Here is a 13,607-nt window from a genome sequence, read left to right as displayed (position 1 = left end):
TTCTCTACAATAGCTCATTTCACCTTGCGCAAAGGCCGCGCTAAAGCACGACTTTGCACGATAGCTGCGAAGCGGTGCTTCGGTCGCAATTCACCCATGTGAAAGTAGGACATTGCCAAGCTCCAAATAAAAGAAACCCGTTGCAGCAATGCAGCGGGTTTTTTGCTATGTGCGATTTAAAAAAGTTGTAGACAGAGCGGTGTTGTCTATTCCTCCATGAAGCTGGTATCTAGCAGTCTTTGGGGACACTTCCCTGTGGAGGGCTCCCGGCTCGGCGTCCATGCCTCGCGTTCATTCATGTAACCATGTATCCTGAGAGCTCTTCTGGTGCACAGCATCGAAGTTTCTCGATAGTTAAGTAACACCTATATAGCGGCTCCATGCTTTGCCTTCATTAAGGAGCTCGCATTGCTCTGTATGCAATGACCCGTTATGATGAATGCTGGTTGTTGAGGTTATGAGTTGATTGTGTCCCTATACTTACTTGTCTTGTTTGTTATTTTTGCCCTATTTGGCTGTGCTTCCACTTACCTGGTGAAGTTTATTTATTGTTATTGGGTGAAGAAGCAGATTGAGATCCGATATGTATGGCGGGCATGTTTGTGTGCTCTGCTCATTATACCGATTTCTTTACTGAGTCAGTGGTTGGTTTAGTTGTCGGGTGGGATAAGTGCTAACTGCCAGGCAAAGGCTTAGCTTGCTGGCAGTAAAAGCATTAAGGCAGAAGTTATTTCAGTGTGATAGCCTGACATTGGCTGTTGATACAGAGCGCCTGGATAGGTAGCACCTGCTTGCACACTTCACTGGGTGGTGTTTGCTGATTGATAGCGCGCTCTTTTTTGGTTATTGCAACGGCCATTTGTTCTACCTGAGTTTCATCGACGTTGCGAACCGAATAGACGACGTACTGGCTTGGACCACCGCAGGTTTGCCGCTCTCCTACTCCAATGACTTTACACTGAAAGCTCGCATCACAGCCTTTGTCTGCAACGAATTCTGCCAGCGCAAAGTCATCACCATTGCTTGCAGACTGCGCGGTCTGTGTGGCGCTACAGCCGCTGAGCAAGCCTGTCAGTAAAAACAGCGTCAAACACTGATACTTCATCGAAATTCCCTAGTAGGTTGCCTGATTTGAATGCTCGAGTTTAACACATTTATTGTTAACGCACTGAGTTGCAGGCGCGCTCAGGTGTTCGCAAATACTGATCATCCGATTTTTGGCATTATAGGTGGCTTCGGCATGGGTAAGCTTGTCAGCCAGTTCTTTTACTTTGTCGGGGTTGGCTGTTTTTGTAGAAAAAATCACATAATCAGATGGGCCACCGCATGCACGACTACCGACAGGCAGGACTTTGCACTGAGTCGTGGTATCACATTCTTTGTCTTTGGTAATGAATTTCAGATAGGCACGTTGATTCTTCAGGCCGGCTTCGTTGATCGCGTCTTTATCTATGTGCGCGACAGGTTCTTTTTCCATGACTTTGTCTGCTGGGGAAGGTTTACTGTGTCCAACATCATGGCGTACCGCTGCTTTTTTCTGCAGCTTGGCAGGTTCAACCGCACGCTGCTCCGCAGAGTCTTGTTGCGTGGTGACGGTTTCTTCATTATTTTGGGGTTCACTGTGTGAGGCATTGCAGCCTGCAATGAATAACAAACTGCAAAGAGAGAGTTTAAACGCGTTCATATTCGATCCTGTTAATTTTTTATCCAGTGTGCCGCGCTTTTTCTCCAGATACAAGAGGTCACGCGCCATAATAACAGGCGCGTGATTTGCTTATAGGCCACCGAGCGTGAGTTTTTGCGGGTCTAGTAATTCGCGTAACTGGGATTCGCTTAGGTCGGTGTGCTTTGCGGCAACTTCTATGATTGGGCGGCCTTGCTGATAGGCTTGCTTGGCAATAAATGCCGCCTTCTCATACCCGATCACCGGATTCAATGCCGTGACCAGGATAGGGTTGCGGGTGAGCGTCTGTTGCAGACTCGATTCGTTGACCTTGAAAGTAGCGATAGCTTTGTCTGCAAGCAAACGGGACATATTTGCCAGCAACTCGATACTTTGCAGGATATTGTAGGCAATGACCGGCAGCATCACGTTAAGCTCAAAGTTACCTGACTGGCCTGCCACAGTGATGGTAGCATCATTGCCAATTACCTGAGCACTGACCATTGCTGCGGCTTCCGGGATCACCGGGTTAACCTTACCTGGCATGATGGATGAACCTGGTTGTAAAGCTTGTAGCTCTATCTCGCTTAACCCAGCCAGAGGGCCCGAATTCATCCAGCGCAGATCGTTGGCGATTTTCATATTGGCGACAGCCAGCGTTTTTAACTGACCCGATAACGCCACAATGGCATCTTGTGAGCCGATGTTATAGAAGAAGTTTTTACTCGGGGTGAAGCGGATCCCAACATTACTGCTTAAATAGCTGTTAAATGTAGCCGCGAAACGTGCATCGGCATTTACTCCCGTACCAACGGCGGTGCCGCCCTGGCCAAGCTCATAAATCTTTTCCAGTGCCTGGACAATACCCTCACAGGCAGAATCGATCTGATGCTGCCAGCCGCTGAGTGTTTGTGCAAAGGTAACCGGCATAGCATCCATCAGATGGGTGCGGCCTGTTTTAACCAAATGACCGACCTCTTTGCTTTTGTGCTCAATGGTCTGAGACAGGTGCTTGAGTGCTGGCAGTAATTCATATACGGCCAGTATGGTACTGCTGACGTGAATCGCAGTAGGGATAACATCATTGGAGCTTTGCCCCATATTAACATGGTCATTGGGGTGGATCGTTTCGCCGCTGAGCTGAGTGGCCAAAGAAGCGATGACCTCATTGGCATTCATGTTGGAGCTGGTGCCTGAACCAGTCTGGAATACATCGACAGGAAATTGAGACAGGTGTTCCCCGTCAATGATCTGCTGACAAGCAGAGACGATGGCCTGAGCCTGGTTCGAAGGCAGGTGGCCCAGTTCCTGATTTGACTCCGCGGCTGCTTGTTTTATGTAAGCCAGGGCACGAATAAAGCTACCGGGTAATGTCAGGCCACTGACGGGAAAATTATTAATGGCCCGCTGAGTTTGCGCCTGGTAAAGCGCATCTTGTGGTACGTCTAATACGCCCATGCTATCTGAAACTTGACGAAATTCGCTCATAACAACTCCTAGCTGTACGGATTAAATTCATGGCTGATGATCCTGGCTTCCCGCTCAAGCAGGTAAAACTTGTGTAACCCTCTGCGCTTAGCTTTGTAATAGCGTTTTAGGGCCAGCAGGGGTTTGTAAATCTGCTCCAGACATTGTTGTCTGATGCAGGTATGAACCAGTGGATCAGCAATGTGGTTAAGTAGTTCAAAGAATACTCGTCTGAGGTACAGCTCCTGTAATAACGCACAGGATTGTCGCTCATACCATTTTGCTAACTCGCAGCCTGTGCGTATGAACTCTGCAACTTGCTGTGGTGCATCAAGGTGAGGGCGTGTGCAGTGCGCGTTGAGATGCGGCTTAAAGTTAATAAGCGCAAGCGGGGTCAGCATAGTGGAATATCCTTTAGTGTAACGATAATAATTATCATTACACTAAAGGGCAAGGTAAGCAAGCCCGGATTGTTGTCAGGGCGTTTAATTGTCTAGTTATAGCCAAGTAGAAATTGCTGAGAGGTCTTTTCTCGTTCTTGCTCCGGGCTGGTCAGGATGTTGGCAACTTCCTGACAGTAGTCCTGGCTTTCCAGTAAATTAGGTTCCGCTTCCGTGTCGACCAGACCACGGCTTTGTAACGGGGTTTGAGAGAGATCTGAGGTTGTCATAATGTGCTCCAAGCGTTAAGTGGAATTTTCAGTATAGACAATGCATGCTTTATACCAAGGATAAAAGCTTATATTTTTTATGTGTTTAAGGTTATGCAATCTAAAATGACTTGCATTTTAATGGCAAGATTGCCTCAATAGAGCGCAAACTTGGATCACAGAGGTGCAATATGGACAAACCTTTCTCACAAGCCTGCGAAAACAATAAGCGACCGATACTGGAAAAAATACGACCCTACCTCACTGAGGTGGCGTCTGTGCTGGAAATTGGTTCAGGCACTGGTCAGCATGCCGCTTTTTTTGCCAGCGCGCTGCCTCATTTAATCTGGCAGTGCAGCGATCTGGCGGTGAATCATGCCGGTATCCAAATGTGGTGCGAAGACAGTGGTGCAGCGAACTTACCGGCGCCGTTGACCCTTGATCTGTCATCAGTACCCTGGCCGGTCACGCAAGTGCCTGCGATTTATACCGCCAATACTTTACATATTGTGTCTGAAGCCCTGGTTGAAGCCTTCTTTGCCGGAGTCACGCAACATCTGACGCCAGGAGGGTTACTGATGATATATGGGCCTTTCAATTACCATGGCCAATTTACTTCTGCGAGCAATCAGGAGTTTGATGCGTTTTTACGGAGTCGCAATTCGCACAGTGGGATCCGTGATATCGAATGGATCTGCTCGCTGGCCAGCAGTGCCGCACTGACGCTAAAAGAAGACAATGCGATGCCTGCGAACAATCGTTTACTGATCTTTAAACGGCAGTAACTCAGCACATTGATTCAGGTAATGGGCCATATGGACACGTTCACGGGTCAGGTAGTCGTCAATTGCCAGAGCAAAGTCAGGGTGACGAATATGGTGATAAGAATAAGTGAAGACGGGCTCGAATCCACGCGCCAGCTTATGCTCGCCTTGTGCACCTGCATCAAAGCGAGTTAATCCGCGACGAATGGCATACTCGATGCCCTGGTAATAGCATAACTCGAAGTGCAAATGCGTGTGGCTTTGAAGTGCGCCCCAGTATCGCCCATACAGCGTATGTTGGTCATGCAAGTACAGGCTGGCGGCCACGATTTTTCCCTGTTGGTATGCGCATACAATCGCAATCTGATCGCTCATAGTGTCACAGATCTGCCGGAAAAACGCTTCGTTCAGGTAACCCTGGTGCCCTGAGCGTTTCAGATAGGTGGTGGCGTAGCACAGATAGAATGCTTGTCGTATTTCATCAGTGATTTCGGCGCCCTGATACCAGCGAACGATTAACGCTTGATTGGTGACCGCTTTGCGCTCTTTTTTGATAGATTTGCGTTTGCGAGAGGTCATGGCATTTAAAAAGTCGTCAAAGTGCTTGTAGTCCTGGTTTTTCCAGTGAAACTGGACACCATGACGTTCCATCAGCTGTTGTTTTTGCCAGCCAGCCCGTTGTGCCGGAAAGTTGATATGCCACCCTGACCAGTTCTGGTGTTGTGCTTCCTGGTGCAAGGCCGTTGTGACATAGTCATACAAAGCATCAGAGATCGGTTCACCGGATAGCATACGACTGCCCACCACAGGCGTGAAGGGAATGGCACAGATCCATTTAGGATAGTAGGCAAGCTGGTGGCGTTCGTATGCTTCAGCCCAGGCCCAGTCAAAAACATATTCACCATAAGAATGGAGTTTGATATAGCCAGGCAGAAGCGCGACCAGTTGACTGTCACGGTATACCAGTAAGTGGTACGGCAGCCAGCCCGTGTCTTCGCCTACACAGCCGCTTAATTCCAGCGCTTCCAGCCACTGAACACTGCTAAACGGGGTATGGCCTGACAGTGCTGCTCGTTCGGTCTCGGTGAGGGTCGCCAGGTCAGTACTAAAGCGGTGTTGATACATAGTTTACTGCATTGCCTTGTCTAAAAACGTGACCAGCTGCGTGGTCATAGGGTCATAATCCGGATTAAAAGACACCCTGATCAGCGGCGTGTACTCAGCAAGATTTGCTTTGCTGCGCTCACCAAAATACGGTTTGTCCGTGGTTTTGCAGTGGGCAAAGGCACTGGTGTCGTCAAGGTAAGCATCGCAGTTTCGAAACACACCAGTTTTGCCATAGTAAGGGTGGTCGGGTGGATTTAAAAAGCCAATGTGTGACATATCAATCACGCCGTCCAGCGTTTTGATTTCAGTGACATCGATAGACTCTGGCAACGCGGTGAGCGCATCAGATGTGTAGACTCGCAGTGCCAGTGGCGCTGTACGTGCTTGCGCCCAGCGTGATAAGAGCTGATAAGTGACCTGGCTATTAATGGTGGCATCGACATCACTGGCAATCACCAGCGTTGGCAAAGAAGCCGGTAAACTGGCCTCACGCATATCTGTCATCGCTTGCTCCACCAGGGTGACTGCATGCAGTGGAAATGACTCATACTTTGCCAGGTCCAGATCGGCTCCCTTATCCACCCAGTCAACCCAGGGGAGCCAATCCAGCCATTTTGCCAGCCAGGCTTTCTCACTGTGGCTCTGTGTTGCGGGCGCAACCAGTACCAGGGCAGCTAAATTATCTGGCCGACGTGCAGCAATTTCTGTGGTTGCCAGCGCGGCGCCGGTTGAATAGCCCAGCACAGCAAAGTCGCTGTAATCACTGGCTGTACGCGAAATGGCAAAGCGCACATGCTGTTGCCAGTCGCGGTAGTATGTTTCTTTGAGGTCGCTGGCCGCTGTGCCATGCCCGGGCAAGAGCATAGTTCTCACGTCGTAACCCTGTGCATACAGATCTGCGGCCAGAGCGTGAAAGGTAAAAGGCGAATCGGTCAAGCCATGGATCAGCAGCACCGCTTTTTGGTTGTTCGGATGCGTTAACTCAAATGGAGCAACGTAATCTGCGATCTGGGTTGGTTTACTGGGCAGCAATGCAGAGACTTTGGTCGCCAGCTCACAGGGGATCGTTGCTTTGGGATTGCGAGCAAAGATCAGTGCCTGAGTTGTGCGGATATAAGCTGAGTATGACTGCGCCTCGGGTATGTCCCGGATCGCATCACCGGTGCCGTTAGCAAAGCGATAGCTGCCCTGGTTAGCATCAGACTGATAGCGAGGCAGATCGGTCACTAAACTTTGGCATGTTTGCGCCTGCACTGGCATGGCCATCAGATGGATAAGTGGAGCCAGTAGGGAAACTAACAATCCTTTTTTCATCATGATTTTCGGTATTGTGTTAAGCATTGCACCAGCTTATCGCGCTCCAGCGGTTTTGCAAGGTGGCTGTTAAATCCAACTGCCAGTGCGTAAGTTTTATCTTCGGGCATCACATCCGCAGTCAGGGCGATGACAGGCAATTGCTGCTGAGTGAAGCGTTTACGCAGCAGCGCGGTTGCCTGATAACCGTCAAGGAGTGGCATCTGACAGTCCATGAGCACCAGATCAAAGGCTTGGTCTTGGCAGGCGTCTACGGCTTGTTGGCCATCACTGACCAAGACGAACTCCACGTCAATCGATTGTAGCATGGCTTTGATGACAAGCTGATTGACCGGGTTATCTTCGGCAACCAGTACCTGCATGCCTTTGAGTAAGGTTGGGTCAGCCTCGATATTTTGCGCCAACTGCGCATCGCCAAAGGGGCAACGCAGCGCAAAGGTAAAGGTACTGCCTTGTCCCGGTGCGCTTTTAACTGTGAGCTCGCCTGCCATGAGTTCTACCAGCTCTTTGCTGATTGCCAGGCCCAGCCCGGTGCCGCCAAAGCGCCTCGATGTTGAGGCGTCGGCCTGTGTGAAAGGGGCAAAAATCAATGGCTGTTTGTGGTAATCAATGCCAATACCGGTGTCGATGATAGAGAAGGTAAGCAGGTAATCACTATCACCATGTAGTACTTCACAGTGTAGGGTTACTTTACCATTGTCGGTGAACTTGACGGCATTACTGCACAGGTTTAAGAGGATCTGCTCCATCCGCAGCTCATCGGCTTTGAGCCAGCAGGCGCCGCTGATGTTAGTATTCAGCTGCCACTGCAATCCTTTGTCCGCAGCACTGGTGGCAAACAGGCTATCTATGCGGCCGAGTAAATGCTGCAAGTTAAAGTCGTGTTGTTCAATGACCAGATGATTCGACTCGATTTTGGCAATATCAAGAATATCATTCACCAGGTTGAGCAAGGTTTTTGCTGCCATATCAATTCGGTTGGCATAAGACTGGAGGGTGTCAAATGAGTCGGTCGTCTTCATCAAAGAGGCAAACCCCACCACCGCATTTAGTGGGGTACGCAGTTCGTGGCTCATATTAGCCAGAAAGCGGCTTTTAGCCTGGTTGGCACGCTCGGCATCTTCAACGGCCTGGCGCAGGGACTGAGTGCGCTGCTCAACCAGATGATTGAGTTCGTAGTGCTGATAGTTGTTAAGCAGCACGATAAAGATGATCAAGGCGGTGATACTGAGCTGTAATAGCAACAACAACACGGTTTGTCGGTGGTTGAGGCTGGCAACAAAATCAGCCCTGAGCTCCAGCTTGATCCGCCAGACTTGGCCACCAAATTGAATACGGGTTTCAAACAGGTTTTCTGCTGCCACCTCAGCGGCTGAGAGCGCATGGTTACTATAGAAAGGCTCGGCCTCATTGCCATCATACACCGCAATATTATAGCTGCCGGCCTGTGACTGCTTCAGTGCCGAACCCAGCAGCGTATCGGTTTGTACCACCGCGGTGGCATAGCCAAGAATATCCGCTTGAGGGTCGGTTGCGCCGCGTCGGTACACCGGGGAGAACAACAAATAAGCCGGCACCGGCGTATTACTTTGAATTAATTCTATGATGTCTGTGGCCTGTGGTTGCACGGCAATAATCGAGTTTTCTAGCGCTTGCTTGCGATTTTCACGCGAATACACATTAAAGCCCAGTGCACTGAAGTTTTCTGTTTGCGGTGAAATGTAGGTGACCACTACCAGAGGATCATCTGGGGTTAGGGGCAGCCCTTTGAGTTTCACCCGGCCATCATATAGCGTATCAAACTTTTCCTGAAGGGCATTCCCCTGTGTTTGATCCAGCCTGACATTCCAGGAAATCGCTCGCAAAAATGGATAACGAGCGCGCTGTTGCTCGGCGATTTGGTGAAACTCGTCAGCGTTTACCTCGCTCAGAGACTGCAACTTAGCAGCTACGCCCTGCACGGCCAGCATGCTGAGATTGACCTGTTGTAGCAGCAGGTTTTCTATTAACCTGAGCTCTCTTTGCGCTTCTCGTTTGGCGGCCTGAACATTACCTTGATTGTATAAGTAGGTGGTCAGCACCACAGATAAAAATAGTACAAAGCTGGTGGCAAACACATTGCGACTGCGGTGATAACTGTGTTGTTTGAATGCCCATGCATCCAGCATCAGCAGCAGTAGCGGGGTAAAGATCAGTATGCCCAGGCTATCGCCCAGCCACCAGGCCACCACATTTTGCCAGTGGTGGCTAAACTGATACTCAGGGTTAAACAGGCTAAGTGAGAAGACGCCAATGTTGGCCGAGATCAGGTTACAAAATATGCCAACCAAAAAGATGTAGTAGGCAATGTGTTTGCGGGTTCGCATTCGCAGTGGATCGCCCAACCAATGACGCAGAATAGAGCCACCGACCAGTCCCTGCAGGCAGGCGCCCAGCGCAATAATTGAGACTTGCAGCTGTTGCGATAAGGTCGCCTCGGAAAATGTATAGCCGTGGGCTGTGGTCCAGTTAAACAGCGCCGAGGCGATAAATAAGCCGGGTAGAAAGCGCCAGCCCCAGATCAGCACACCTACCAGGCCGACGCCTGCGGGCAGCCAAATGGGCAGCACCTGATCCTGAAACGCAAAAGCGGTGAGTATTTTTCCCAGCACAAAGTAGCTCACTGTCATGAGCAAATAGGCAGCCCATTGGTGGTACGCTGTGCGAAATTGGAACTGCATGTTGATCCTGTCCTTTCGTTAAACTGGCAGGGGGCGTTTGGTAAACGTTTGTTTCAATACTATGGTCGACTCAATCCCTGCAATACAGCCGATGGCGCCAAGGCGGTGTTTGACAAAGTGCTCATAGCTGGGCAAATCTTCGGCAATGATCTCGAGTAAATAATCATGTGCACCGGATACCACAGAGCAGCTGAGTACCTGCTGCAGTTGTTCCACATCAGATTCAAACTGAGTGGCCGCTTGCGCAGAGTTCTCGCTCAGGCGAATAAAGGCATAGACCAATACAGTATAGCCTAGTGGCTGTGGTGCCAAAGTGGCGTGATAACCGAGAATAACACCATCTTGTTGTAACTTTTTGACACGCCTTAAGCAAGGGGTGTCTGATAAACTGGCTTGTTCCGCAAGTTGCGCATTGCTCAGCCGGGCGTTGTGCTGCAATGCCCTAAGTAGGATACGGTCTTTATTATCAAGGTGCGCCATAGTAGTGGATTCTGCTAACTGATGATGATTTATTTACAATTATTACTAACCCAGTCTAGCGTTTACATGAATTTTAGCAAATTTTAGCGCGAGAGTTTTGATAGCCTGAGAGCTCGGAAGTTAAGGAGTTTGTCATGACTACGCTGACACAGGCATTTGATCACTGGATCCGCAGTGATTTTGTTACGCTCAACGACACGCTGGAGGCTGCATACTGGCAGCAGCAGGATAAGGCGAATGTTGTGGGTGTAGAAGACCAGATAAAACAACAACTATTAAACGAAGGTCAGCAACACATCCTGGCCTTGCTGGCAGAGGGCAATACCGATGAAGGCTTTGATAATGCGTTCGATCTGCTTGGCAATGTCGGCCTGTACATGGCGGCATGTCGTCGTCATGAACTGACCGAGCCCAGCCGGGAGCACTATTCACCACTCAAGGAAGCCTCTGCACTGGCCATGCACATTGGTGCGTCGATTGGCGTGACCCCTCGCTTTGCTACAGCACACCTGACCACACATAATCGTGCAGTTGATGGGGTGTATAAACGCTTTACCAGTCATCCGGCTGAGCAGCTATTCATTGATTACAATACCCGTGCTATTTTGGCTTATAAACGTGCCGCAGAGTGTTTGTTAAAGATCCAGCCGCTGGGTATTTCGCACCCCATGACGCCTGTGCTGCTGGCCCAGGTCAAAGAAGGCCTGTTAGATGTGATCCGCTCTAATCAGTGTTTGTTTGAGCAGCTGGATACCGATGCTTTCTTTTACGTGGTGCGGCCTTATTACAAACCTTACCGGGTGGGTAAGGAGGTGTATCGCGGCGCTAATGCCGGGGACTTCGCCGGGATCAATGTCATCGATATGCTGCTGGGGTTATGTCAGGCCAATGATGTAAATTACGCTCAGATGCTGGTGGATAAGTTCCTGTATATGATGCCCGAGGATCAGGCCACTTTGCGCGAATGTATGCGCTTGCCCAATCTGATGGATGCGTTTGTGGCAGCAGCGTCGCAGCATCACACCAGTGGCTGGTATCAGGAGGCGGTGAGTGCTTTTGTACAAGTGTGCAAACTACATGGCGATACCGCTATTCAGCATCATAATCAGCTGGTAGAAAAATACATTGCACAGCCTTCGGGCGATATGAATACGCAGCATCTGGACAAAGTCACCGCGAGTGGGCCGCCTTTACCTGTGTTGCTGAACCAACTGGCATTACTACGAGACAAACGGGCGGCGGCAAAACGTGAAGATGTCTTTACCCGCTTTGATGATTTAAATACGCTGCGTCGCAGCATAGCAAAGGACACACAATGAAACAGGCCGATTTCTCGTTACCACAGGGCCATTATTTACTCAGCCACTCGGTAGGCCGGCCACTGAAGACGGCCAGGCAGGACTTTATGACGCGCTATTTTGACCCCTGGTCTGGTGATAATCATGAGCCCTGGTATCAGTGGATCGACGGCATACAACAATTTACCGCAGCCCTGGCACGGTTATTCAATAGCCAGGCGGAGTATTTTTGTCCACAAAGTAACCTTTCCAGCGGCTTGACGAAGTGGGTAATGAGCCTGCCGGAAACAGGCAAGCAAACCGTGCGAGTGCTGATGAGTGAAAGTGACTTTCCCAGCATGGGCTTTGTGTTGCAGCAAGCCGTACCGGATGTTGAGATCCGCTTTATTCCCGCCGCGCTGGATATGTCAGACTTAAGCGTCTGGCAGCAGCATCTGGATGATGATATTGACTGGGTGTTTGTGAGTCAGGTGTACTCCAATACAGGGCAACAAGCACCGGTTGAAGACATTACCCAGCTGGCCAAAGCACAGGGCTGTCGGGTGATCGTCGATGTGGCTCAGGCAGCAGGAGTGATCCCCATTGACCTGTCAGCCAGTGCTGCGGATTGCGTGCTGGGTTCTTGTGTTAAATGGCTGTGTGGCGGGCCTGGTGCCGGGTTTATCTGGGTTAACCCCAGCATTCTTGAGGTGTGTCAGCCCAAAGATGTCGGCTGGTTCTCACATCAAAATCCTTTGGAATTTGATATTCATCATTTTACACCCCATCAAACTGCGTTGAGGTTTTGGGGAGGGACACCGTCCGTGGCAGCCTATATTTTTGCCGCACACAGCATCCAGTATTTTGCTGAACTGGGGGTTAAGCAGGTGCGGGCACACAATCTGGCATTGCTGGCGCGTTTGCAGGCTGAACTGGCACCCTGGTACATTGCCCCGACGGATGCAAAGCGCTGCTCAGGCACGGCTATCCTCAATGTGGGAGATAAACAAGATAAGGTGCTGGCGGCGTTACGGGAGGCCGGTATCGCGGTCGATGCCCGTAAGCTGGGGATCCGTGTCTCTCCGCATATTTATACTACTGTGGATGACATTGACGTCTTTATCCGGGTATTTAAAAGCGCACTATCGGGATGAGGTGTGGCTCAGCCCCAGCGCTTTTCTGGTCTTAGTTTTGACTGAGCGCCAGTGAGTCACCGGTTGTGTGGGCGCGCGCTGTAGCAGCTGCTCAAAATCTATGTCGGTAAAGGCAATTTCACTGTGGTGTGCCAGCATCACAGTGTCAGGTTCAAGCTGTTGTAGTTTTAACAAAGTAGCACGGTACAGCCGGGGGTAAAACACCGGATAGGGTGGGATCAGTTTGTCGCGCACCTGCACCATCACATCGGCAATATACACGGTACTGCGCTGCGCATGATACAGGCTGATATCGCGGTCGGTGTGACCCGGGGTGTGCAGCACCTGCCAGTCTTCAAACCCGGGTAATGACACACCGTCGGGCAAATAGATATCTGGCTCAAGGGTGCGGGTATACCAGAGGTTTTTTCGTGCTTTGCGTTTGCGTCCGGCAACCCACAGGGCCAGTGCGATGTCCGACAAATGCATCAGCATGCCATCTATCCCCTGATACCACTGACCCGGGCAATTCGCCGTGGCTATCTGCGCGCCGCTGACTTTTCTTAAGGCATGAGCTCCGCCGGCATGGTCCGGGTGCATGTGGGTCACCACAATTAGTTTGAGCTGATGTAACGGGCGGTGCAATTCATCGGTGATAAACCGGCAGATCAGACCCACGTCTGCACGGCTGCAACCATCCAGCAAGAGCAGCTTGTCTGGATACTCCACCAGGTAAATATTCTGAATATAGCCTTCGAGGGTATGGATCTTCATGAGTGTATTCTATTCGCACGATTTCATGTCATATAGGTAACACATCTGACCAGATAGGCAAAATGAAATTGTCGGCAGGGGCGTCAGCTTGTCATTTTTCCTTAACAATAAATACATTTTCTAGCGTGACCCATGAATATAATCATAAATTATTGTGCTTTGTTCGCTTTTTGGTCATGTGTTTCTGTTTCGGGTTTTCGTGAATCGCTGATGCTGGTACATTTGCGCCCAAATAATTTAACATTCAAGTGGTGTTGTT

13 protein-coding genes are annotated in these 13,607 nt (G+C 50.1%); 3 read left to right on the top strand and 10 right to left on the bottom strand.

Features of this window, described 5'->3' with window-relative positions; translation table 11 throughout:
* Positions 1-727: 727 nt before the first annotated feature.
* The 5 genes from MHN31_RS22900 to MHN31_RS22880 form a co-directional block, all read right to left on the bottom strand.
* Complete coding sequence (locus tag MHN31_RS22900; protein ID WP_125564736.1) at positions 728-1,105, bottom strand: hypothetical protein; 378 nt, start codon at positions 1,103-1,105, stop codon at positions 728-730.
* Between the two features lie 9 nt (positions 1,106-1,114).
* The gene (locus tag MHN31_RS22895; protein ID WP_239445403.1) at positions 1,115-1,684 is read right to left on the bottom strand and encodes a hypothetical protein; all 570 of its coding nucleotides are present in this window, start codon (positions 1,682-1,684) and stop codon (positions 1,115-1,117) included.
* Between the two features lie 90 nt (positions 1,685-1,774).
* A complete protein-coding gene (locus MHN31_RS22890; RefSeq protein WP_239445402.1) occupies positions 1,775-3,151 on the bottom strand; it encodes a class II fumarate hydratase in 1,377 nt (458 codons plus the stop codon).
* Between the two features lie 8 nt (positions 3,152-3,159).
* On the bottom strand, positions 3,160-3,531 hold the full coding sequence (locus MHN31_RS22885; RefSeq protein WP_125564730.1) for a hypothetical protein: 372 nt from the start codon (positions 3,529-3,531) through the stop codon (positions 3,160-3,162).
* 92 nt (positions 3,532-3,623) lie between these two features.
* Entirely contained in the window at positions 3,624-3,800 is a 177-nt protein-coding gene (locus MHN31_RS22880; RefSeq protein ID WP_171045162.1) for a hypothetical protein, read from the bottom strand.
* Positions 3,801-3,970: 170 nt separating this feature from the next.
* Here MHN31_RS22880 and MHN31_RS22875 point away from each other — a divergent pair, with 170 nt between their 5' ends.
* Positions 3,971-4,564, top strand: a complete 594-nt coding sequence (locus MHN31_RS22875) for a DUF938 domain-containing protein (protein WP_239445401.1) — start codon at positions 3,971-3,973, stop codon at positions 4,562-4,564.
* Here the strand turns inward: MHN31_RS22875 and MHN31_RS22870 are convergent.
* The 4 genes from MHN31_RS22870 to MHN31_RS22855 are packed head-to-tail and all read right to left on the bottom strand — an operon-like array spanning position 4,541 to position 10,164.
* Complete coding sequence (locus MHN31_RS22870) at positions 4,541-5,668, bottom strand: GNAT family N-acetyltransferase (protein WP_239445400.1); 1,128 nt, start codon at positions 5,666-5,668, stop codon at positions 4,541-4,543. The genes MHN31_RS22875 and MHN31_RS22870 overlap by 24 nt on opposite strands.
* A gap of 3 nt (positions 5,669-5,671) precedes the next feature.
* Positions 5,672-6,952, bottom strand: a complete 1,281-nt coding sequence (locus MHN31_RS22865; RefSeq protein ID WP_239445399.1) for an alpha/beta fold hydrolase — start codon at positions 6,950-6,952, stop codon at positions 5,672-5,674.
* 11 nt (positions 6,953-6,963) lie between these two features.
* Complete coding sequence (locus MHN31_RS22860) at positions 6,964-9,684, bottom strand: ATP-binding protein (RefSeq protein WP_125564722.1); 2,721 nt, start codon at positions 9,682-9,684, stop codon at positions 6,964-6,966.
* 18 nt (positions 9,685-9,702) lie between these two features.
* Entirely contained in the window at positions 9,703-10,164 is a 462-nt protein-coding gene (locus MHN31_RS22855; RefSeq protein ID WP_125564720.1) for an Lrp/AsnC family transcriptional regulator, read from the bottom strand.
* Positions 10,165-10,298: 134 nt separating this feature from the next.
* Between MHN31_RS22855 and MHN31_RS22850 the strand changes: the two genes are divergently transcribed.
* Together MHN31_RS22850 and MHN31_RS22845 are read left to right on the top strand one after the other, a co-directional pair.
* Entirely contained in the window at positions 10,299-11,483 is a 1,185-nt protein-coding gene (locus tag MHN31_RS22850; protein ID WP_239445398.1) for a monodechloroaminopyrrolnitrin synthase PrnB family protein, read from the top strand.
* Positions 11,480-12,595, top strand: a complete 1,116-nt coding sequence (locus MHN31_RS22845) for an aminotransferase class V-fold PLP-dependent enzyme (protein WP_239445397.1) — start codon at positions 11,480-11,482, stop codon at positions 12,593-12,595. Before MHN31_RS22850 ends, MHN31_RS22845 begins: the two co-directional genes overlap by 4 nt.
* On the opposite strand, the gene MHN31_RS22840 is transcribed toward MHN31_RS22845, so the two are convergent.
* The gene (locus MHN31_RS22840; protein WP_239445396.1) at positions 12,584-13,348 is read right to left on the bottom strand and encodes an MBL fold metallo-hydrolase; all 765 of its coding nucleotides are present in this window, start codon (positions 13,346-13,348) and stop codon (positions 12,584-12,586) included. The two genes, MHN31_RS22845 and MHN31_RS22840, sit on opposite strands and share 12 nt — an antisense overlap.
* Between the last annotated feature and the right edge of the window lie 259 nt (positions 13,349-13,607).

The sequence above is a fragment of the Pseudoalteromonas sp. McH1-42 genome (genome assembly GCF_022347845.1).
Classification (GTDB): domain Bacteria; phylum Pseudomonadota; class Gammaproteobacteria; order Enterobacterales; family Alteromonadaceae; genus Pseudoalteromonas; species Pseudoalteromonas rubra_D.
The sequence above is the reverse complement of the archived record's forward strand: the minus strand, read 5'-3'. Positions and strand labels throughout refer to the sequence as shown.

Excerpts from the sequence above, each read along its gene's own strand:
- MHN31_RS22895 (WP_239445403.1), bottom strand. The coding sequence starts at position 1,684 with ATGAACGCGTTTAAACTCTCTCTTTGCAGTTTGTTATTCATTGCAGGC.
- MHN31_RS22850 (WP_239445398.1), top strand. The coding sequence starts at position 10,299 with ATGACTACGCTGACACAGGCATTTGATCACTGGATCCGCAGTGATTTT.
- MHN31_RS22875 (WP_239445401.1), top strand. The coding sequence starts at position 3,971 with ATGGACAAACCTTTCTCACAAGCCTGCGAAAACAATAAGCGACCGATA.
- MHN31_RS22845 (WP_239445397.1), top strand. The coding sequence starts at position 11,480 with ATGAAACAGGCCGATTTCTCGTTACCACAGGGCCATTATTTACTCAGC.
- MHN31_RS22860 (WP_125564722.1), bottom strand. The coding sequence starts at position 9,684 with ATGCAGTTCCAATTTCGCACAGCGTACCACCAATGGGCTGCCTATTTG.
- MHN31_RS22855 (WP_125564720.1), bottom strand. The coding sequence starts at position 10,164 with ATGGCGCACCTTGATAATAAAGACCGTATCCTACTTAGGGCATTGCAG.
- MHN31_RS22890 (WP_239445402.1), bottom strand. The coding sequence starts at position 3,151 with ATGAGCGAATTTCGTCAAGTTTCAGATAGCATGGGCGTATTAGACGTA.
- MHN31_RS22885 (WP_125564730.1), bottom strand. The coding sequence starts at position 3,531 with ATGCTGACCCCGCTTGCGCTTATTAACTTTAAGCCGCATCTCAACGCG.
- MHN31_RS22840 (WP_239445396.1), bottom strand. The coding sequence starts at position 13,348 with ATGAAGATCCATACCCTCGAAGGCTATATTCAGAATATTTACCTGGTG.
- MHN31_RS22900 (WP_125564736.1), bottom strand. The coding sequence starts at position 1,105 with ATGAAGTATCAGTGTTTGACGCTGTTTTTACTGACAGGCTTGCTCAGC.
- MHN31_RS22880 (WP_171045162.1), bottom strand. The coding sequence starts at position 3,800 with ATGACAACCTCAGATCTCTCTCAAACCCCGTTACAAAGCCGTGGTCTG.
- MHN31_RS22870 (WP_239445400.1), bottom strand. The coding sequence starts at position 5,668 with ATGTATCAACACCGCTTTAGTACTGACCTGGCGACCCTCACCGAGACC.